17 protein-coding genes and 1 pseudogene are annotated in these 19,600 nt (G+C 72.0%); 7 read left to right on the top strand and 11 right to left on the bottom strand.

Annotation, left to right across the window (positions count from 1 at the left end; all coding sequences use genetic code 11):
* Positions 1-6: 6 nt before the first annotated feature.
* The 5 genes and pseudogenes from V3N99_12895 to V3N99_12875 form a co-directional block, all read right to left on the bottom strand.
* Positions 7-1,365: an FGGY family carbohydrate kinase gene (locus V3N99_12895; GenBank protein MEO3937639.1), complete on the bottom strand. Its 1,359-nt coding sequence runs from the start codon at positions 1,363-1,365 to the stop codon at positions 7-9.
* Positions 1,366-1,717: 352 nt separating this feature from the next.
* Positions 1,718-2,527: an N-acyl homoserine lactonase family protein gene (locus tag V3N99_12890; GenBank protein MEO3937638.1), complete on the bottom strand. Its 810-nt coding sequence runs from the start codon at positions 2,525-2,527 to the stop codon at positions 1,718-1,720.
* A 119-nt stretch (positions 2,528-2,646) separates the two neighbouring features.
* Positions 2,647-2,814 (bottom strand): annotated as a pseudogene (locus V3N99_12885) (biotin carboxylase N-terminal domain-containing protein).
* Between the two features lie 99 nt (positions 2,815-2,913).
* Entirely contained in the window at positions 2,914-3,315 is a 402-nt protein-coding gene (locus tag V3N99_12880) for a CrcB family protein (GenBank protein MEO3937637.1), read from the bottom strand.
* Positions 3,315-3,794 (bottom strand): CrcB family protein, encoded by a 480-nt coding sequence (locus V3N99_12875; protein ID MEO3937636.1) that lies wholly within the window; start codon positions 3,792-3,794, stop codon positions 3,315-3,317. Before V3N99_12875 ends, V3N99_12880 begins: the two co-directional genes overlap by 1 nt.
* 109 nt (positions 3,795-3,903) lie before the next feature.
* Between V3N99_12875 and V3N99_12870 the strand changes: the two genes are divergently transcribed.
* Genes V3N99_12870 through V3N99_12855 form a run of 4 tightly spaced genes read left to right on the top strand, consistent with a single transcriptional unit; the run spans position 3,904 to position 9,018 of the window.
* Positions 3,904-4,791 (top strand): squalene/phytoene synthase family protein, encoded by an 888-nt coding sequence (locus V3N99_12870; GenBank protein MEO3937635.1) that lies wholly within the window; start codon positions 3,904-3,906, stop codon positions 4,789-4,791.
* Positions 4,788-6,452: a phytoene desaturase family protein gene (crtI, locus tag V3N99_12865; GenBank protein ID MEO3937634.1), complete on the top strand. Its 1,665-nt coding sequence runs from the start codon at positions 4,788-4,790 to the stop codon at positions 6,450-6,452. The genes V3N99_12870 and crtI overlap by 4 nt, the downstream gene beginning before the upstream one ends.
* Positions 6,449-7,846 (top strand): cytochrome P450, encoded by a 1,398-nt coding sequence (locus tag V3N99_12860; GenBank protein MEO3937633.1) that lies wholly within the window; start codon positions 6,449-6,451, stop codon positions 7,844-7,846. Before crtI ends, V3N99_12860 begins: the two co-directional genes overlap by 4 nt.
* Positions 7,843-9,018: a glycosyltransferase gene (locus V3N99_12855; GenBank protein MEO3937632.1), complete on the top strand. Its 1,176-nt coding sequence runs from the start codon at positions 7,843-7,845 to the stop codon at positions 9,016-9,018. The genes V3N99_12860 and V3N99_12855 overlap by 4 nt, the downstream gene beginning before the upstream one ends.
* A gap of 4 nt (positions 9,019-9,022) precedes the next feature.
* On the opposite strand, the gene V3N99_12850 is transcribed toward V3N99_12855, so the two are convergent.
* The 5 genes from V3N99_12850 to V3N99_12830 are packed head-to-tail and all read right to left on the bottom strand — an operon-like array spanning position 9,023 to position 13,781.
* Complete coding sequence (locus V3N99_12850; protein MEO3937631.1) at positions 9,023-9,466, bottom strand: CBS domain-containing protein; 444 nt, start codon at positions 9,464-9,466, stop codon at positions 9,023-9,025.
* A 19-nt stretch (positions 9,467-9,485) separates the two neighbouring features.
* Positions 9,486-10,340, bottom strand: a complete 855-nt coding sequence (locus V3N99_12845) for a carbohydrate ABC transporter permease (protein MEO3937630.1) — start codon at positions 10,338-10,340, stop codon at positions 9,486-9,488.
* On the bottom strand, positions 10,337-11,467 hold the full coding sequence (locus V3N99_12840) for a sugar ABC transporter permease (protein MEO3937629.1): 1,131 nt from the start codon (positions 11,465-11,467) through the stop codon (positions 10,337-10,339). Before V3N99_12840 ends, V3N99_12845 begins: the two co-directional genes overlap by 4 nt.
* 8 nt (positions 11,468-11,475) lie before the next feature.
* On the bottom strand, positions 11,476-12,726 hold the full coding sequence (locus V3N99_12835) for an extracellular solute-binding protein (GenBank protein MEO3937628.1): 1,251 nt from the start codon (positions 12,724-12,726) through the stop codon (positions 11,476-11,478).
* Positions 12,723-13,781 carry a substrate-binding domain-containing protein gene (locus tag V3N99_12830; GenBank protein ID MEO3937627.1) on the bottom strand — a complete coding sequence of 353 codons (1,059 nt, stop codon included), beginning with the start codon at positions 13,779-13,781 and terminating at the stop codon, positions 12,723-12,725. The genes V3N99_12835 and V3N99_12830 overlap by 4 nt, the downstream gene beginning before the upstream one ends.
* Before the next feature lie 162 nt (positions 13,782-13,943).
* Here V3N99_12830 and V3N99_12825 point away from each other — a divergent pair, with 162 nt between their 5' ends.
* Positions 13,944-16,061 carry a glycogen debranching N-terminal domain-containing protein gene (locus V3N99_12825; GenBank protein MEO3937626.1) on the top strand — a complete coding sequence of 706 codons (2,118 nt, stop codon included), beginning with the start codon at positions 13,944-13,946 and terminating at the stop codon, positions 16,059-16,061.
* A 20-nt stretch (positions 16,062-16,081) separates the two neighbouring features.
* On the opposite strand, the gene V3N99_12820 is transcribed toward V3N99_12825, so the two are convergent.
* Positions 16,082-17,659 (bottom strand): methyl-accepting chemotaxis protein, encoded by a 1,578-nt coding sequence (locus tag V3N99_12820; protein MEO3937625.1) that lies wholly within the window; start codon positions 17,657-17,659, stop codon positions 16,082-16,084.
* Between the two features lie 131 nt (positions 17,660-17,790).
* Here V3N99_12820 and V3N99_12815 point away from each other — a divergent pair, with 131 nt between their 5' ends.
* Positions 17,791-18,795, top strand: a complete 1,005-nt coding sequence (locus tag V3N99_12815) for an acetamidase/formamidase family protein (GenBank protein ID MEO3937624.1) — start codon at positions 17,791-17,793, stop codon at positions 18,793-18,795.
* A 31-nt stretch (positions 18,796-18,826) separates the two neighbouring features.
* A complete protein-coding gene (locus V3N99_12810; GenBank protein MEO3937623.1) occupies positions 18,827-19,585 on the top strand; it encodes an SDR family NAD(P)-dependent oxidoreductase in 759 nt (252 codons plus the stop codon).
* The last annotated feature ends 15 nt before the right edge of the window (positions 19,586-19,600 follow it).

The raw sequence follows: 19,600 nt of genomic DNA, 5'->3' as shown, positions 1-19,600 counted from the left end.
GTCGAGTCAGGTGGTGGTGGCGAGCGGCCAGAGCGGGGCGCTGGGCAGGTCGTCGTAGGAGGCGTAGGTGCCGTGGGCGAGGCCGGCGAGGAGGGCCGCACCGCGCGCGCCGGCCTCGGTCGCGCCGCTGCGGGCGAGGGCTCCGAGCGCCGCGGTCTTGGCCGCCATGAGGGCGGTGCTGTGGGACCAGCCGCCGGTGACCACGAGGTTGGCCCGCGGTCCGGTGGCCGTGCTGATCTGCTCGCTGAGCCGGGCGGCCTGGGCGGTCACCGCCTCCGTGGCAGCGCGCCATCGGTCGGCGGGTCTGACCGATCCGGTGGCGGTGACGGCGTGCCCGTCGTCCGAGACCGTCAGGTGAGCGGCTCCGGGGAGGGCGGCCAGCGCCTCGGCGTCGAGTGCCGGCAGGTCCTCGGTGCGCAGGCCGAGGTCAGCGAGCACCTGCTGCAGCACCAGACCCCCCTGGGTGGCGCCGAGAACGCACCAGCGGTCGCGCACGGCGTGCCACCCGACGGTCACTCCGGCTGTGGCGAGGGCCGCCACGGCGCTGCTCGGCAGGCCTGTCGGGATCGTGCGCACCAGCGCCTCAGCCGTGCCGCACGAGTCGAGCTCGTCGCCCGCGCCATGGGCTCCAGCCCCGACGACGGCCGCCTGGTGGTCGTGCCCGGCGACCGTCAGGGTGGCGCCGCGCGCGGAGACCAACGGGTGGTCGGCCGGGACGGCCCCCCACGAGGAGCCGGCCGTCCGCAGGTCGCCGAGCATCGCGCGGGGGGCCTGCGACCACTCCAGCGTCTCGTCCCACGGCTGCCCGGAGGCCAGGTCCAGCCACCCCGTGCGGGAGGCGAGGGACAGCTCGGTCGCGGCGTCACCGCCGAGTCGTCGCACGACCCACTCGGCGATGTTGTAGCGGCGCACGGCACCACGGGCCGGCTCGTGGTGGTCGACCAGCCAGCGGTGCTTCGTCAGGCTCCACTGCGTCCACAGCGGCAGGCCCGTGCGGGTCGAGAACCGCTCACCGCCGATCTCGTGCGTCAGCTGGGTCAGCAGGTCGGCGTCCCTCGCGTCGTGCCAGGCGATGACCGGCGCCAAGGGGCGGTCAGCAGCGTCGACCAGCACGCCCGACTCGGCCATGCTGGCCACGCCGATGGCGAGCACCTGCGCCCCGGGCACGGCGGACAGCGCCTCGCCGAGGGCCTGCTCGGCGGCTGCGGCGATGGTGTCGGGGTCGGCCTCGACACCGTCGCGCGTCTGGTGCCAGAGCGTCGGGGCACGACCGACCGCCAGCTCCAGCCCGTCGGTCGACATCACCAGGGCCTTGGCCGACGTCGTGCCGACGTCGAGGCCCACGACGACCTGCGAGCCGGTCACGCGTCAGGCCTCCCTTGGACTTGGTTTGATGTCAATGGGTATCGTTGCATTCCGCCGAGGGCCTCGTCAACGGCATCCGGCTGCGTTTGGTATCCAAAGCCCCACAGACACCGAAGGCTGTGGCGTCGAAGGCCCTACGCCCAAAGTTTCATCGACAACGAGCGGAGTACCCTACCGGACCCCGTCGCGGGTACGACACGTGGACCTTCCGTCACGGGGGCCTCCCCTGCACCTTCTTCCGACAGTAGGCAGTCGCTCGCCGACACCACCCCCGTCCACTTGTTGCGCCGGGAGTGCCCGTCTGTGCCCTGTCCACCGGCAGAAAGAGCGCATCTGACGCAACCAGCGGAAGTCACGGCGTGAAGCGGGTGGCCAGCTCTTCGGTGAGAGCCGGCCAGACCACCGGGTCGTGGCCCGGCACCAGCGGGTAGCCCTTGGCCGCAGCGATCGACTTCAGCCGCCGGATCGGCTCGATCGTCTCCTCGGGGGTCACGCCGATGTAGCCACCGATGGCCAGCTCGCCGTCGATGTTCTCCGTGAGGTCGGCCGCGTCGAAGGCGAAGACGAAGCCGCCGCCGCCGACCGACTCGTCGATCTCCACGACGAAGCTCTGGTGCCCCGGAGTGTGGCCCGGCGTGGAGATCGCCGTGACCCCGGTCGCGATCTCGGCGTCGCCGTCGGCCAGCCGCCAGTCGATGCGCGGGTCGTCGAAGTCGACCCGGTGGATCGCGTGCGCCTCGACGGAGGGGTCACCCGACAACCCGAACGTGTGCTCGCGCGCCTGCGCGTGCACCGGCACCCGGCCGGCGAAGAGCTTGAGCCCGCCGGCGTGGTCGACGTGGAAGTGGCTGAGGGCAACGGCTTTGACGCCGTCGAAGGGGATGCCGGCCTTGTCGAGCGCCTCCTCGATCGGCTCCCCCGGCCCCGGCAGGATCGCGGTGTAGCCGGGCACGTCGTGATATCTCGCGTGCAGCCAGGGGTCGCGGATCAGCGCGGTGTTGAAGCCGGTGTCGAGCATCAGCCACCCCGCGTCGGTGTCGAGCAGCACCGAGGGCACGGGCTCACGCATGACGATGTCAGCGCTCGCGCCGTAGACCGAGACCGACTTGGGCAGCTCCTCCCAGCCGAGGGTGAGCAGGACGACACGTCGTACGCCGGGCATGGGTTCTCCTAGAGGTGAGGCGCGAGCAACGAGCGAGCCCCCCCAGCCCCTCTCTTCATACCCCACTCGTTGCGGTGACAGCCGCGTTCGCAGCCTCTTGAGACCGGAATGTCCGGCGCTCACCGCAACAGGTCGGGGTGGATGGCTCCAGCGCCCGAGTCGGCCGCCACAGCGAGGACGGCGTCGACGCGCAGGTAGCTGTCGCGTGCCGGCGCGGGGCCGATCGGCAGGGCTGTGTCGGCCATCCGCACGTGGGGGGACGACCGGTCGACCTCGCTGAAGACGGCGACCGACGTACTGGTCGAGCAACGCCGACTTTCTTGCCCCGCGCCGGCTGGTCACCGGTCGGGCGGATCCACCGGCTCGCGCCCGTCGAGAGGCGGGGCTCAGGGCGACAGCGCTGCCGCGGCCCACCAGCCGAGGCCCGCGGCGACCAGAGCGAGGGCCGTCGTCCCGATCGCGTTGAGCGCGGCGAGCGGCGACTCGCGGCGCTGCGCCAGCCGCAGCGTCTCCACCGTCGCCGTGCTGAAGGTCGTGAAGCCACCGCAGAAGCCGGTGCCGGCGATCGCCGCGAGGTCTCCGCCCAGCACCCGGGCGGCGGTGAGCCCGGTCAGCAGCCCGAGGAGCAGCGACCCGCTCACGTTGATGATGATGGTCGCCCACGGTAGTGCCCACACGCCGCCGACCCGGCCGGCCCGGGCCCGGCGCCGCGTGACGAGGTCGTCGACCAGGAAACGACTGGCGGCGCCCAGCCCTCCTCCCAGCCCGATGAGCACGGCGAGCACCATCAGCCGCCCCCGCCGTCGCCGAGGTCGGTGTCGGGGTCGACCGGCTCGCGCCCCTGCGCCACGACCCGCCGACCGGCCGCCAGCCACACGCCCGCAGCCGCAGCGCCGAGCCCAGCGAGCAGGGTCAGCCCGACGTAGGCAGCGGCGAGGAAGCCGTCTCCGCCCGCGAGGAGCCGATCGGTCTCGACGGCATACGTGCTGTAGGTGGTGTAGCCACCGAGCGCACCGGTGCCGGCGAAGAGCCGCACGCGCCGCCCGACCCGCGACTCCGGTCCTCGCTGGGCGAGGGTCTCGAGCAGCACGCCCAGGGCGAAGGCCCCGGTCACGTTGGCGGTGAGGGTGCCCCACGGCCAGCCCGACCTCGGCGGCAGGAGCGACTCGACCCCGTAGCGCGCGAGGGTGCCGAGCACCCCACCCACGAGCACCAGGACGACCCCGGTGCCCAGGTGGTGACGACGGCTCAGCGGCTGCCCGGACACCCGCGTGACTGTAACCGGTCCGGCGAGACCGGCGATCGTCCGCCGTGACAAAATCGAAGGGCCGAGGACGACCTCGGTCATCTTCCATGCCCAGCCGACCGGAGGTCTCGTGGCCGACGACACCGAGCTCTACGACCGCGTCGCCGACGCGGCCGCGGTCACGGTGATCACGCACTACTCGTCGTCCTTCGGGCTCGCCTGCCGCCTGCTGCGCCAGCCCACCCGGCAGCGCGTGCACAACGTCTACGCCCTGGTCCGCCTGGCCGACGAGGTCGTCGACGGCCCCATCGGGGTGCACGACCCGATCCGCGCGGGGGTGGTGCTCGACCGCCTCGAGCAGGAGACGGCCGAGGCGATGCGCGACGGCTACAGCAGCAACCTGGTGGTGCACGCCTTCGCGTCGACCGCCCGCGCCTGCGGCATCGGCGCCGACCTCGTCACGCCGTTCTTCGACTCCATGCGGGCCGACCTCAGCGTCCACGACCACGACCCCCTCAGCTTCGAGCGCTACGTCTACGGGTCGGCCGAGGTCGTGGGCCTGATGTGCTTGCGCATCTTCGTCAGCGACACCCCCGGTGCGTATGACGACCTGGCCCCTGGAGCGCGCCGGCTCGGCGCCGCCTTCCAGAAGGTCAACTTCCTGCGCGACCTCGCCGACGACGTCGACGACCGGGGTCGGGCCTACTTTCCCGGGGTCGACCCCGACCACCTCACCGAGGCCGACAAGCACCGCATCCTCGACGACATCGACGACGACCTCGCCGCCGCCGCGGTGGCCGCCCGTGGCCTGCCGCCCGACAGCCGCCGCGCCGTCATGGCCGCGCAGGCGCTGTTCACCGAGCTCGCCGTGCGGCTGCGGGCCACGCCCACCGCCTCCATCCGCCGGACGCGCGTCCGGGTGCCCGGCCCGACCAAGGCCCGCATCGCCCTCGCGGCGATGGCCCGAGACACCCGACAAGCCCGCAGCACCCGAAGCACCCGAAGGAAGCAGTCATGAGCAGCAGACGCGCCGTGGTCATCGGCGGTGGGGTCGCCGGGTTGGCGTCCTCGATCCTCCTCGCCCGCGAGGGCTACGACGTCGAGGTCCTGGAGAAGAACGCCGCCCTCGGTGGTCGCGCCGGCACCTGGAGCCACGACGGCTTCCGCTTCGACACCGGCCCGTCGTGGTATCTCATGCCGCAGGTCTTCGAGCACTTCTACGAGCTGGTGGGCACGAGCGCCGCCGAGCAGCTCGACCTCGTGCGCCTCGACCCCGCCTACCGCGTCTTCTACGAGGACACCCCCGAGCCGGTCGACGTGCGCTCCGACCGGGCCGACGCGATCAGGCTCTTCGAGCAGCTCGAGCCCGGAGCCGGTGCCCGCCTCGACGCCTACCTGGTCTCGGCGAAGGAGGTCTACGACCTCGCGGTCGACCGCTTCCTCTACACCACCTACCAGTCGCTGCTCCCGCTGCTGCGACCCGACGTGCTGCGCAACGCCGCCCGCCTCGTACGCCTGCTGGTGCAGCCGCTCGACCGCTTCATCGCGCGCTCGTTCCGCGACAACCGCCTGGCCCAGGTGCTAGGCTACCCCGCCGTCTTCCTCGGCACCTCGCCCGACCGCGCACCGAGCATGTACCACCTGATGAGCCACCTCGACCTCGACGACGGGGTGCTCTACCCCCGGGGCGGGCTCACCGAGGTGGTCGCGTCGCTGACCCGCCTGGCCGAGGCCGAGGGTGTGCGGGTGCGCACCAACGCCACGGTCACCGAGATCGTCACCGAGCCGGTGCAGGCCTCTGCGGCCTCGTCCTGGCGACGGCCGTGGTCGCTCGCCGGCGACCGCCGCCCGGCCAGGGTCAGCGCGGTGCGCGTCGGCGACACCGATGCGACCGACGCGACCGAGCGGCTCGTCGAGGCCGACCTCGTGGTCGGTGCCGCCGACCTGCACCACATCGAGACCCGGATGCTGCCCTCGGCCCTGCGTACCTATCCCGAGAAGTGGTGGCGCAGCAAGGACTCGGGCCCCGGCGCGGTCCTGGTGCTGCTCGGCGTCAAGGGCGCCCTGCCCACCCTCGAGCACCACTCCCTGTTCTTCACGACCGACTGGAGCGAGAACTTCGACGCCGTGCTCGGGTCGCCCTCTCGCGTGCCCGACCCCGCCTCGCTCTACGTCTGCCGCCCGTCGGCGACCGACGCCACCGTCGCCCCACCGGGCACCCAGAACCTCTTCGTGCTCGTGCCCGTGCCGGCGGACCCCCGCATCGGCTCGGGCGGCGTCGACGGCGCGGGCGACCCGCAGGTGGAGGCCATCGCCGACGCCGCCATCGCCCAGATCGCTTCCTGGGCACACATCCCCGACCTCGCCGAGCGCGTCGTCGTGCGTCGCACGATCGGCCCCGGCGACTTCGTCACCGACGTCAACGCCTGGTCGGGGGGCGCCCTCGGCCTCGGCCACACCGCCCGACAGAGCGCGTTCCTGCGTGGTCGCAACGTCTCGCGCAAGGTCGCCGGGCTCTACTACGCCGGTCACAGCACGCTGCCGGGCATCGGTCTGCCGATGTGCCTGATCAGCGCCGAGATCCTGATCAAGGCCGTCCGCGGAGACACCTCGACCGGTCCCCTGCCGACGCCGCTCCCCCGCCAGCAGCCGGTGCGCGACCCGGCGGTCCGCGCGTGAGCACCGAGACGCGTCCGAGCCCGCACAAACCGACCGACATCGGGGTGCCCGGCCCCACCCCCCGCGACATGATGCGCGCCTTCACGGCCGTCCGCGCCGACCCGCTCGCCTTCCTCGGCTCGACCCAGCGCCAGTACGGCGACCTCGCGGCCTACCCGGTGCCGGGGCCGCCGGTGCTCCTGCTCAACGACCCCGCCGACGTGCGCCAGGTGCTGCAGACCGGCGCCCGCCACTGGGGCAAGGAGACGGTGCAGTATGCCGCGCTCGGCCGGGTCACCGGCCCGGGCCTGCTCGCCTCCAGCGACCCCAGCTGGATCGAGCACCGACGCGTCGCCGCCCCCGCCTTCCACCACCGCCGCCTCGACGACGCCACCGACGAGGTGCGGGCCGCAGCGCGGGCCGCCACGGCCAGCTGGTCGCATCTCCCGCCCGAGGGTGAGGTCGTCGACCTCTCGCAGGTCTCGATGCGGATCGCGCTCGACGTCGTGGGGCGCACGCTCTTCTCCGCCGACCTCTCCGACCGAGCCCACGACCTGCTCGACGCGACCAGCAAGGCCGCCAAGCTGATCGTGGCGCTGGGACGCTCCATCGTGCCCGTCCCACCGTGGCTGCCGACCCCGATGAACCTGCGGCTGCGCGCGACCGCCCGTCGCCTCGACGCCCTGTGCCACGACCTGATCGACTCTCGTCGCGCGCACGGCGAGGGCTCGCACGGCAACGACCTGCTGGGGCTCCTGCTCGACGGCGGCCTCAGCGACAAGGAGATCCGCGACGAGCTCGTCACCATGGTCGTGGCCGGGCACGAGACCGTCGCCGCCGCCCTGTCCTGGACCGTCATGCTGCTCGCCGAGGACCAGTCGGCGCAGGACCGCCTGCGGGCGGAGGCGCGTGCGCGGGGAACGACGACGTCCCTGGTCGCGGCCGCCGCCGACCTGCCGTGGACCCGCGCCGTGGTCGACGAGTCGCTGCGCCTCTTCCCCCCGGCCTGGGTGGTCTCGCGTCGCTCGTCGGAGCCCGACCTGATCGGCGGGATCCCCGTGCCCGCCGGCACCACCGTGATCATCAGCCCCTGGCTGCTGCACCGGCGCGAGGAGTCGTGGCCGCAGGCCGAGCAGTTCCGCCCCGAGCGGTTCCTCGACGGCACCGCGACCCGGGCCCGGTCTGACTACCTGCCCTTCGGGCTCGGCCCGCGCCTGTGCATCGGCCGCGAGTTCGCGCTCGGCGAGATGACCGTCGTGCTCAGCGAGCTGCTCGCCGACCACCGGGTCACCACCACCCCCGGCTGGTCACGCCCCCACGCGCAGACCCTGGTCGCCGTCCACCCCCAGGGCGGCATGCGACTGCGCGTGACCCCCGTTGCTCCCGGCACCTCGCAGGCCGCCCCCCGGACGTGAGCACCCTGCTCCTGCTGGCCCTCCTGCTGCTGGCCGGGCTCGTCGCCCACCTCCTGGTCGCGGACGCGCAGGATGTCCCCCGTGACACCGGAGCGGGCCCAGTCGGCGGCAGCGGCGAGGCCGCCGGCCGACTCCCCTCGTCGGTCTCGGTCGTCGTCCCGGCCCGCAACGAGGCGGCGAGCCTGCCGCTGCTGCTCGCGTCACTGTCCGCGCTCCGGACTCCCGCCCGGGAGGTCGTCGTCGTCGACGACGGCTCCGACGACGGCACGGCCGAGATCGCCCGGGCGGCCGGGGCCACCGTCATCGAGTCGGGTGGGCCGGCTCCCGGCTGGACCGGCAAGGCCTGGGCCTGTCACCGGGGCGCCACCACCGCCACGGGCTCGACCCTGCTCTTCCTCGACGCCGACACGGTGCTCGCCCCCGACGCCCTCGACGGGCTCCTGGTGCTGCTGGGGCGGCACGGCGGCCTCGTATCGGTGCAGCCGCGCCATCGGGCCGCACAGCCCTACGAGCAGCTGTCGGCCTACTTCAACGTCATGGCCGTGCTCGCCAGCGGCGCCTTCTCGCGGCGGCGTCCCGACCCACCGATGGCCTACGGCCCCGTCCTGCTCACGTCGGTCGCCGACTACGAGCAGGCCGGCGGTCATGCGGCGGTGCGCGCAGAGGTCCTCGACGACGTTCGTCTCGCCGCGGCCTACTGGCGCAACGGTCTCGGCGTGCGCTGCTTCCTCGGCGGAGGCTCCATACAGATGCGGATGTATCCCGTCGGGCCGCGTCAGCTGCTCGAGGGGTGGAGCAAGAACATCGCCTCCGGGGCCGGTGCCGCCCACCGCTGGTCGGCCCTCGCCGCCGCGCTGTGGGTCGCCAGCCACTGGGCCGTCACCGTGGGGGCGCTCCTCCTGCTCGCCTCGACCGTGGTCGGGCACCGGCTCACCGGCGTCGCCCACCCCGCCCTGTATGCGGTGGCCTGGCCGGCCATCGCCCTGCAGCTGCGGGCGCTCCTGCGCAGGGTCGGCACCTTCCGGTGGTGGACGTGGGCCGTCTTCCCGCTGCCCCTGCTCGCCTTCACCCTGATCTTCGCGCGGTCGACGCTGCTCACGACCGTGCGCCGCGAGGTGACCTGGCGGGGACGCCGCATCCCCGTCGTGCCGGGTCGGCGGGCCTCGCGGTAAGGCGTCAGCCGCAGCGGACGCCGGGCTGACCGGCCCGCGCCGCCGATCGGGACCGCACACCCTCGTCGGTGCAGAACCCCGTGCCGCTCCGCTTGAGGCAGAGCAGCCCCAGCAGGGTGCCGTCGTCGTCGACGACCGCTCGACGCCGCTCGCCCGCCGCCGTCATCGCCGCCCACACCGGCCCCAGCTCGTCGTCGGCCCGCGCTGTGCGGCCGTCCCGGGCGACGGTCAGCGCGAGCGCGTCCGCACCCGAGACCCCGCCCAGGTCCTCCCGCTTCACGGTGCCGAGCAGGCGACCGTCGTCGACGATGAGCAGGAGGTGACGGTGGGGGTTGTCCAGCGAGGCCGCCGCCTCGGCGAGCGTCGTCTCGGGCGGGTGCGTCACCGGGGTCGTCACCATCGCGTCGCCGACCGTGCGGTTCACGCCAGTGAGCAGGTGGACGGTCATGCCCCCATTCTGGGGTCCGTCACCCCTTGACGCCGCCTTCGGTGGCTCCACGCACGAAGTAGCGCTGGAGCGAGAAGAAGAGCACGGCCACCGGGATCGTCGTGAGGAGCGCGGCGCCCAGCTTGAGCGGGTACTGCGTGCCCGCTCCCAGCTGGCCGCTGGTGAGCGAGGCGAGCCCGGTGACCAGGGTCTGGTGCTCGGCCGTGCCCCGGGTGACGACGAGGAAGTGGGTGAACTCGTTCCACGACCCCTGGAAGGACAGGATCGTGAGGGTGATGAGAGCCGGTCTCGCCATGGGCAGGACGACCGACCAGAAGGTGCGGAAGATGCTCGCGCCGTCCATCCGCGCGGCCTCCTCGATCGAGATCGGGACCGAGTCGAAGAACTGCTTCATGATGAAGACCCCGGCCGCGTCGACGACCAGCGGCAGGATCATCGCCGTGTAGGTGTCGTAGATCCCCAGATAGTTGACCATCAGGAACTTGGGCACGAGGAGGGCGACGCCGGGCACGCTCATGACCGCGAGCACCGCGGCGAAGACGAAGCCGCGTCCCCGGAACCGCAGCCGCGAGAGGGCATAGCCCGCGAGGCTGTCGAGGAAGACGCGCGAGACGGTGACCACGACGGCGACCAGCACCGAGTTGCCGATCCACGTGGGGAAGGGCAGCGACGACGAGCCCCGGCCGAAGATGCCCTGCCACGTGGCCAACGAGAACGGGTTGGGGATCAGCGAGAGCGGGTTGTTGACGGCATCGGGGTCGGTCTTGAACGACGTGACGATCTCGACGATGAAGGGGTAGAGGAACAGGATGGAGAAGAGGGCCAGGGCCAGGTAGAGCAGTGCCTGGCGGGTGGGGGACGTGCGGCTGGTCACGAGCCTGCTCCCTTCCGGCGCCGCAGCAGCGACCGCCGCTCGTCCTTGTCGGTGAGGACGTAGCGCTGCATCCGGGTCAGCACGACGATGATCAGGAAGACGACGAAGGCCATCGCGGCACCGGACCCGTACTTGAAGTTGCCGAAGCTCTGCTGGTAGGAGAGGTAGGCCGGGGAGAGCGTCGTGCCCGAGGGCGCCCCCTTGCCCATGACGTAGATCTGGTCGAAGACCTGCCACGTGCCGATGAGGCCGAGGGTCAGCACGAGGAAGACCGCGGGCTTGATCATGGGCACGGTGACGAACCGCAGCTTCTGCCAGCCACTGGTGCCGTCGAGGGCGGCGGCCTCGTCCACGTCCAGCGGCAGGTCCTGCAGCGCCGCGATGAACATGAGCATGAAGGTGCCCGATGTGGTCCAGACGACCAGGATGATGATGACGCACATGGCCACCGACGGGCCGGAGAGCCAGTCCCACAGGCTGCGGCCGAGGAGGTCGTGCGCTCCCCACGCCGGGTTGTCGACCCCCACGGCGTTGAACAGCAGGTGCACCAGACCACGTGAGTCGGTGAACCACTGCGGGCCGTCGATGCCCAGCAGCTTGAGGAACGCGTTGACCGCCCCGCTGTTGGAGAAGAGGAAGAGGAAGACCGTCGAGATGGCGATCGAGCTCGTGACCGAGGGGAAGTAGAACGTCGTCCGGAAGAAGCCCTTGGCCTTGAGCATCCTGTTGGTGACCAGCAGGGCCAGGGCGAGGGCGAGGACGGTCTGGAGCGGCACCACGAGGAGCACGTACCAGAAGGTGTTGCCGATCGACTGCATGAAGTTCGACCGGGTCAGACCGTCCTGCGCGACGAGGGCGGTGTAGTTCTTCACCCCCACGAACTCGGCGCCGGCTCCACCGCCGAAGGGGTTCATCGAGCCGTTCCAGCTGGTGAGGCTGACCCACAGGGCCATGACGATGGGGATGACGAGGAACACCATGAGGATGACCACCATCGGGGCGATGAAGAGCCAGCCCGCGGCGGTCTCGTGCCCGCGCAGCCCCCCGCCCCCGCCGAAGCGGCGGCGGGGTGCAGGGGCCGTGTCGGGGGTGGTCCTGACGTCCGTGGTCCTGACGGGGATGGTCATGACGGAGGTCAGCCGCCGACGGCGGCGGCGCCGTTCTTCTGGAGCTCGGCGAGCATCGGGGCCGGGTCGCTCCCCTTGCCGAGCGTTGCGACCTCGGAGTTGAACTTGGCCATCACGTCGTCGACACCGGCGAGGTTGACCGGCCCCTGCCCGTATGACGCCCCGGCGACGAACGCCGCCGAATCAGGGTAGGCGGTCGCGAAGGCCGTCGCGCCGGCGGTCGTCGACGGCATGACACCGAAGGCCTTGGCGAAGGCCATCTGCTGGTCGGTGGCGATGAGCGACTTCACCAGGTCGACCGCCGCGGCCTGGTTGGGCGACTTGGCCGCGATGCCCCAGCAGTTGGAGAACAGCAGGGTGCCCTTGCCCGCGGGCCCGGCCGGCAGCTCGACGACCTTGTACTTGATCGCCGGGTAGTCCTTCAGACCGCCGGCGATCCAGTTGCCCTCGATGGTCATGGCGCCGATGCCCTTGCCGAACGCCTCACCACCCCATCCCGTCGCCGGCGAGGTGTCCGTGTTGAACTTCAGCGTCCCCGCCTTCATCATCTTCTGCACCTCCTGCAGACCCTGCAGGGCTCCCGGGCTGGTGGCGGTGAAGGCGCCCTCGGGTGAGACCACCCACCCGCCAGCCTGCTTCATGAAGGCCCCGCTGCGGTTGATGTCGTTGCCGATCACCAGCCCGGTGACCTTGCCCGAGGTGAGCTTCTTGGCGACGGACTCGAGACCCGCCCAGTCGGTGGGTACGTCGGCGTCGGTGAGGCCGGCCTTGGCCCACAGGTCGGTGTTGATCTCGAGCGCCAGGGTCGAGACGTCCTTGGGCGCGCAGTAGAACTTGTTGTCGTAGGTGAAGGCCGTCACGAGCGAGTCGATGAAGCCGGCGTCCTTGACCTGGTCGCCGTAGGCGAAGAGGTTGCCGGCCTTGGCGTAGGTGCCGATCTTGCTGGCGTCGGTGTAGAAGACGTCGGGTGGGCTGGTGCTCGCGAAGGCCTGCCCCAGCTGCTGGTTGAGGTCGGAGGCCGCGATCACCTCGACCGTGTTGCCGGTCTTGCTCGCCCACGCGGAGGTGGCCGCCTTGACCGCGGTCGTCTCGGCGTCACCGGAGCTGCCGATCATCACACTGAGCTTGACCGGGCCCTTGCTGGTGTTCTGGGCGGGCGAGCTGCTGCTGAATCCCCCTCCTCCGCAGGCACCCAGCGCCAGGGCTCCGGCGGCGGTCATCGACAGCAGTGCCGTCCCGCGCGCAGTACGTCGTGTCATGTCGTGCCTCTTTCGGTCGCGCGGTCTCCCGCGGGGGACGAGCTGGCCCGGATGACCAGCTCGGGAGTGAGCAGGAGCCCGTGGGGCTGAGGTGGCTCGGTGCCCCACGAGCCGAGGAGGTGCAGGACGCGGTCGGCGACGGCGGCGAGCGGCTGCCGCACGCTGGTCAGGTGCAGCGACGCCGCCAGGTCGGTGTCGTCGAACCCGACCAGCGCGAAGTCCACGCCGACGGCCCACTGCCTCTGGAGGAGCACCTGCCAGGCGCCGACGGCGAGGACGTCCGACGCGCAGACGAGCGCACCACCGCGCCCGATGGCGTCGATGAGGGGTGCGGCCGCCGCGGCCGCGGGCCCGAGGTCCTGCGCGCTCGCAGCGTGCCAGTCAGGGTGCGCGACGCCGAGGTCGGCCACGGTCCGGGCCCACCCGTCGAGGCGGTCGTCGCCGACCGGGGAACCGTCGGGCCAGCCGAGGAAGCCGACCCGGTCGAATCCGGAGTCGACGAGGTGCCGGACCCCGGCCTCCACGCCTGCGGCGCCGTCGACGTCCACCCAGTTGGCCTCGCTCGGGTCGTCCCAGATCCGGCCGAAGGACGCGAAGGGCACCGCGTGGTCGCGCAGCCAGCGCGGTCGAGGGTCACCGTGGCGGGTGTCGGTGAGGACGAAACCGTCGGCGATGCGGGACGCGAGCATGTCCTCGTAGGCCGGGATGGGGTCGTCGTTGTCGGCCGCGGTGAAGGGCACGACGTGGGAGTCGTGCAGGCGCGAGCTGCTCGTCAGGTGCACGAGGAAGGGGTCGAGCACGCTGCCGAGCCGCCCGACGCCGAGCGAGTTCAGCTCGAGACCCCAGGCGCCGGCACGCTCCTGGCGCAGCGTGCGGGCGGCCCGGCTGGGTCGGAAGCCCAGCCGGTCGATCTCGCGCCGCACCCGCTCGAGCGTCTCGGGGGCGACCTTGTGCGGCTGGTTGACGACGTTGCTCACGGTCTGGCGCGAGACCTCGGCGGCCCGCGCGACGTCGACGATCCGCGCTCGGTCGCGACTGCCTCGCTGTGTCGTCACCCTTGACGCCCTCCTCGACGAGTGGAACGTTCATACTGCATCGCGTAGGCGATTTGAACGTTCATACACACGGCAGGTTGGCCCTTCAGACGTCCTCCTGTCAAGACCCCCGACCCCCCGGGAGACCCGATGCCACACACTCGTGACCATGCAGGAGCGCCCGTGAGCCCCGGAGAACACGCCCCACCACCCCGCCAGCCGTGGGTGCACGACCTGGCCGTGAGCGTGCACGGCAACACCACCGCGCTCAGCGCCGCAACCGGCGACATCACGGGTGACGGTGCTCAGGGGCTCTACGTCGACGACGTGCGCGTGCTCTCCCTGCTCGTCGTCGAGGTGGGCGGACAGGCCTGCGTGGCGGTCGGTGGCGCGAGCAGCGGCGACCGCAGCGAGTTCCTCTCGTCGGCGCGCCATCTGGGCAGCCCCGGACCAGACCCGACGGTCGAGCTGCGCCGGCGGCGGCGGCTCGTGCCGGGTGGGCTCATCGAGTCGGTGCTCCTTACCTCCAGCGCGGCAGACCCGGTCGAGACCACGGTCAGCGTCGTCGCGGCAGGCGATGGCGTCGACATCGCGGTCGTCAAGGCCGGCCGCGCGAGCGGGTCGCCCCTGCCGGTGAGCCTCACCGGCTCGGGAGCCTCCTGGCTGTCGGAGCGGCACCGTACGCACCTTCGCGTCGAGCCCGCAGGCGAGACGGTCGCCGACCCCGGCGGCCCGGTCCGGGTCGTCGTCCCGGTGAGCGTGCCGGCCGGAGGCTCGGTCGAGGTGGTCGTCTCGGTCGACGTCGAGCGCACCGGCGCCTCGGGCTTCGACGCCGGGGTCGGATCCGAGGCCGTCGACTGGACGGGAGCCGAGGTCGGCGTCGACGCGTCCGACCCGCGGCTGGCGCGGCTCGTGCGCGCGTCGTTGGACGACCTCCAGCACCTGCTGCTGACCGACCCGGACGCACCGTCGGACGTCTTCGCGGCGGCCGGGACCCCCTGGTACCTCACGCTCTTCGGCCGCGACTCGATCTGGGCCGCCCGTCTCGCCCTCCCCTTCGGCACCACCCTCGCCGCTGGCACGTTGCGCGCGCTCGCCCGTCGACAGGGAACGCAGCACGACGACGCGCGGGCCGAGGACCTCGGCAAGATCCCCCACGAGCTGCGGCGCGCCGACGACGTCGACCCCTCGGCAGACTTCAGCCTCCCGCCGGTCTACTACGGCACGGTCGATGCCACCGCCCTGTGGATCTGCCTGCTCCACGATGCCTGGCGCTGGGGCATGCCGCAGGAGGAGGTGCGAACGCTCCTGCCGCACCTCCGGGCGGCCACGACGTGGCTGACCGACGTGGCGCCCGGCGACGACGGTCTCCTGAAGTACGTCGACACGAGCGGCGTCGGCCTGGTCAACCAGGGCTGGAAGGACTCCGGCGACTCGATCAGGTGGCGGGACGGCACGATCGCCGAGGCTCCCATCGCGCTGGTCGAGGCCCAGGCGTACGCGGTCGAGGCAGCGCGGTCTGCAGCCTCCCTCTATCGGGCGCTCGGCGCTCAGGAGGGTGTCGCGTCCGACCCCTCGGACGAGGCCCGGGCTGCCGCTCTCGAGACGTTCGCCGACGACCTCGCAGCACGCCTGCGAGCCTGCTTCTGGGTGGGACCCGACGACGGGCGCTGGCTGGCCCTGGCGCTCGACGGCCAGGGCCGCGCGGTCGACGGGCTGGGGTCCAACATGGGTCACTGCCTCGGCACCGGCGCGTTGACGACGGCGGAGGCGTCGAGCGTCGTGGCCACGTTGCTCGAGCCCCGGATGCTCGGCGCGCACGGCATCGTCACCTTCGCCCACGACAACGGCGGCTTCAACCCGCTGGGTTACCACACCGGGTCCGTGTGGACCCACGACACAGCCATCTGCGCCTGGGGGATGTGGCGCGAGGGCCACGACCAGGGCGCCTCGATAGTGGCCCGCCGCCTGCTCGACGCCGGTGAGGCGTTCGACTACCGGCTCCCCGAGCTCTACTCCGACGCCGGCGTGCTCGGCGCACCGGTGCCCTACCCCGCCTCGTGCCGCCCGCAGGCGTGGTCGGCCGCCTCCGCAGTCGTCCTGCTCACCGTCGCCCTCGGCCTGTCGGTCGACGTCCCCGCCCGGACGGTCACGGTCCGACCGCCCCGGCCGTCGACCTTCGGTGCCCTCACGGTGCACGGCATCCGGGTGGGCCCCGCCATCCTCACCGTCGCGGTCGGGGCCGACGGGACCGTGCGGGTGGACGGGCTCCCCGAGGACTTCACCCTCGTCAGCGACTGACTCCTGCGCGGCCCCGCCGATCAGGCGGTGGTGAACCTGCTGATCCCCTGACGCAGGTCGGCGGTCATCCGGGCCAGCTGCTCGGTGACGGCCTGGGTCTGGGACAGGGCCGAGGTGGTGGCGCTCGCGGCAGTGGAGACGCCGACGATGTTGGCGGTGATCTCGTCGGATCCCTGGGCCGCCTCGTTGACGTTGCGCGACATCTCGTTGGTGGTGGCGGTCTGCTCCTCGACGGCCGAGGCGATGGTGAGCTGGTAGTCGTTGATCGAGGTGATGATCGCGGCGATCTCACCGATGGCGGCAACCGCACCCCCGGTGTCGGCCTGGATCGCCTCCACCCGGCGAGCGATGTCCTCGGTCGCGCGGGCGGTCTCCTGCGCGAGCTCCTTGACCTCGTTGGCGACGACGGCGAAGCCCTTGCCCGCCTCACCCGCACGGGCGGCCTCGATCGTGGCGTTGAGGGCCAGCAGGTTGGTCTGCTCGGCGATCGAGGTGATCACCTTGACCACGGCGCCGATCTCCTGGCTCGAGGTGCCGAGCTTGGCGACGGCCTCGTTGGTGGAGCTGACCATGGTCACCGCGTCGCCGGCCACCCTGGCCGCCTCGTTGGCCGAGTGGGCGATCTCGCGGATCGCACCGTTCATCTCCTCCGCGCCTGCGGCGAGGGTCTGCACGTTGCGCGACACCTCCTGGGCCGCCCCTGAGACCACGTTCGCCTGCACCGAGGTCTCCTCGGCGCCGACGGCGATCTGCTGGGCCGAGGCCGACAGCTCCTCGGAGGCAGCCGCCACGGAGCTGGCCGAGCCGGCAACCGACACGATGATCTCGCTGACCGCGTTCATCGTCTGGTTCAGCGCCTTCTCCAGGTCGCCGATGTTGCCGGTCGACGTCTCGGGCAGCCGTCGCGTCAGGTCGCCGCCGGCGAAGGCCTGCACCATCGCGACGCACGCGGTCAGCGGTCGCACGAGGCTGCGGGTGATCACGAGGGAGAGCACGAGCAGGAGGGACAGACCGATGAGGACGACGAGGATGAGGGTGGTCGTGGTCGTCGTGTTGGTCGCCTTGAGGAGGGCCACCTGGGCCGCAGCGTCAGCGGTGTAGGCGTCGATCTGCTTGCTCAGCAAGCCGTCGAGGATGTCGTTGGCCGCCTGGACGTCACCGACGGTGGACCGCCCGTGGTCGGCGGTGGCGGCCGCGCGGTCGACGAAGGCGGCGATGCTGGCCTCGTAGGTCTCGAAGCCCGCGGTGATGTCCCTGACCCTCACCTGCTCCGCCCCCGTCGGGTCGAGGGCGGCGATCGCGCTGAGGTCGCCGAGCAACGCGGTCACCGTGGCCGTGTCATCGACGACGTCGACCTTGAGGGTCGCCGGATCGGGGGCCAGCACCGCCTTCAGTCCGTCGACCTTGAGCTCGCTGGACCGGGTGTCGAGGGCGTGGAGGAGCGCCGAGGACCGTTGCGCATCCTGGGCCCGCTCGGAGACCACGGTGACCTTGGCGCCACCCGTCATGCCCACGCCGAACACCGTCAGGCTCGTGGCGACGGCGACGGCCGTGATGGCAGCGATGCGGCGCGCCACGGTCCAGGTCAATCCGGGCATGCTGACTCCTCGAGTGGGGGCGGAGACGGGCGCTCGGGCCGCGTCAAAAAACTACATCGGTCCCTGTCGACAGGACATGAGGAAACGGTCCGGCCGCGATCGGGGTCGCAGGACATGACATAGTGCCGGTGATGGACGTGATCGAGTACGTGCCGACCCGTGACCGCTACGCCTACACGTTCGGGGGAGCCGCCCCGGTGATGCGGGTGACGCCCGGAGCCGTGCTGCGGCTCTGGTCGGACGATGCCTTCGGTGGGGCACTGCGCACCGTGGACGACCTCTCGAGCGCCAAGGTCGACCTGCGGTGCGTCAACCCGCAGACCGGGCCGTTCCACGTCGAGGGGGCCGAGCCCGGCGACACCCTCGCCCTGCACCTGGTCTCCCTCGAGGCCGCTCGCGACTGGGGTGTGTCGGCCGCCATCCCGTTCTTCGGGGGGATGACCGGCACCGACCGGACGGTGACCCTGCAGGAGCCGTTGCCGGACACCACGTGGATCTACGAGCTGGACCGCGAGCGGCGCACCGTCGCCTTCGCGGCCAGGCACAGCGAGCACCGGGTCGAGCTGCCGTTCGAGCCGATGCTGGGCACGATCGGGGTGGCTCCCGCGGGCGGCGAGGTGCGTTCCGCCCTCGTGCCCGATCGCTTCGGCGGCAACATGGACGCTCCGCAGGTGCGGGCCGGCTCCACCGTGTTCCTCGGGGTCAACGTCGAGGGCGCCCTCTTCTCCATCGGCGACGGGCACTACCGCCAGGGTGAGGGCGAGGCGTGCGGCACCGCGGTCGAGGGCGCGATGACGACCACCCTCATCGTCGAGCTGATCAAGGGAGGCGCCCCGGCCTGGCCGCGGGTCGAGAGCGACAGCCACCTGATGACGATCGGGTCCAGCCGCCCGCTCGAGGACGCGTGGCGCATCGGCAACGCCGAGCTCGTGGACTGGGTCGGCCAGCTGACCGGCCTGCACCGGATGGACGCCTACCAGCTGTGCTCACAGATCACCCAGGCCCCCATCGCCAACGTCGTCGACGCCAACTACAGCGTGGTGGTGATGGCGGCCAAGGACCTCCTCCCGGCCGCCGACGCCTTCGGCGGCATGCACGCCGAGCTCCGGGCCCGGGCCCGCGCCCTCACCCGGTAGCACCTCCCCACCTCATCGAAAGGCTCGACCCATGGACCTGATGCTCACCGGCATGCGGGTGCTCGTCACCGGCGGCACGCGAGGGATCGGCCGGGCGGTCGTCGAGGCCTTCCTCGCCGAGGGGGCGCACGTCGCCTTCTGCGCCCGCAACCCCGACGAGGTGTCGGCGACGCAGGAGGACCTGAGCGCGCAGGGCACCGTGCGCGGCGCCGTCGTCGACGTCGGCAACGGGGAGGCGCTCGCGGCGTGGGTGGAGCAGTCGGCCGGCGCGATGGGCGGGATCGACGTGGTGGTCGCCAACGTCAGCGCGCTCGCCATCCCTGACACCGAGGAGAGCTGGCAGTCGAGTCTCAACGTCGACCTCATGCACACCGTCCGGCTGGTGCGGGCGGCCATGCCCCACCTCGAGCGCAGCGAGTCCGCCTCGATCATCGCGGTCTCGAGCGTGTCGGGACGTGAGTCGGACTTCGCCTCAGGCCCCTACGGCACGGTGAAGACCGCGATCGTCGGCTACATCCACGGGCTGGCGATGCAATTGGCCAGCAAGGGAATTCGCGCCAACACGGTCTCGCCGGGCAACACCTACTTCGAGGGTGGGGTCTGGGAGGGCATCGAGACCGGCAACCCCGAGCTCTACACGTTGGCGATGGGGCTCAACCCGACCGGGCAGATGGGCACCCCGCACGAGGTCGCCGCGCCGGTCGTCTTCCTGGCCAGCCGGCTGGCCGGGCGGGTCAGCGGCACCAACCTGTTGGTGGACGGCGCACTGACCCGCGGCATCCAGCTGTGACGACCGGGGGTCCGC

It is taken from the genome of Dermatophilaceae bacterium Soc4.6 (assembly GCA_039889245.1).
In the GTDB taxonomy this organism is placed as follows: Bacteria; Actinomycetota; Actinomycetes; order Actinomycetales; family Dermatophilaceae; genus Lapillicoccus.
This window is presented reverse-complemented; position numbering and strand designations above follow the sequence as displayed.

Excerpts from the sequence above, each read along its gene's own strand:
- V3N99_12890 (MEO3937638.1), bottom strand. The coding sequence starts at position 2,527 with ATGCCCGGCGTACGACGTGTCGTCCTGCTCACCCTCGGCTGGGAGGAG.
- V3N99_12880 (MEO3937637.1), bottom strand. The coding sequence starts at position 3,315 with ATGGTGCTCGCCGTGCTCATCGGGCTGGGAGGAGGGCTGGGCGCCGCC.
- crtI (MEO3937634.1), top strand. The coding sequence starts at position 4,788 with ATGAGCAGCAGACGCGCCGTGGTCATCGGCGGTGGGGTCGCCGGGTTG.
- V3N99_12850 (MEO3937631.1), bottom strand. The coding sequence starts at position 9,466 with ATGACCGTCCACCTGCTCACTGGCGTGAACCGCACGGTCGGCGACGCG.
- V3N99_12840 (MEO3937629.1), bottom strand. The coding sequence starts at position 11,467 with ATGACCATCCCCGTCAGGACCACGGACGTCAGGACCACCCCCGACACG.
- V3N99_12835 (MEO3937628.1), bottom strand. The coding sequence starts at position 12,726 with ATGACACGACGTACTGCGCGCGGGACGGCACTGCTGTCGATGACCGCC.
- V3N99_12820 (MEO3937625.1), bottom strand. The coding sequence starts at position 17,659 with ATGCCCGGATTGACCTGGACCGTGGCGCGCCGCATCGCTGCCATCACG.
- V3N99_12815 (MEO3937624.1), top strand. The coding sequence starts at position 17,791 with ATGGACGTGATCGAGTACGTGCCGACCCGTGACCGCTACGCCTACACG.
- V3N99_12810 (MEO3937623.1), top strand. The coding sequence starts at position 18,827 with ATGGACCTGATGCTCACCGGCATGCGGGTGCTCGTCACCGGCGGCACG.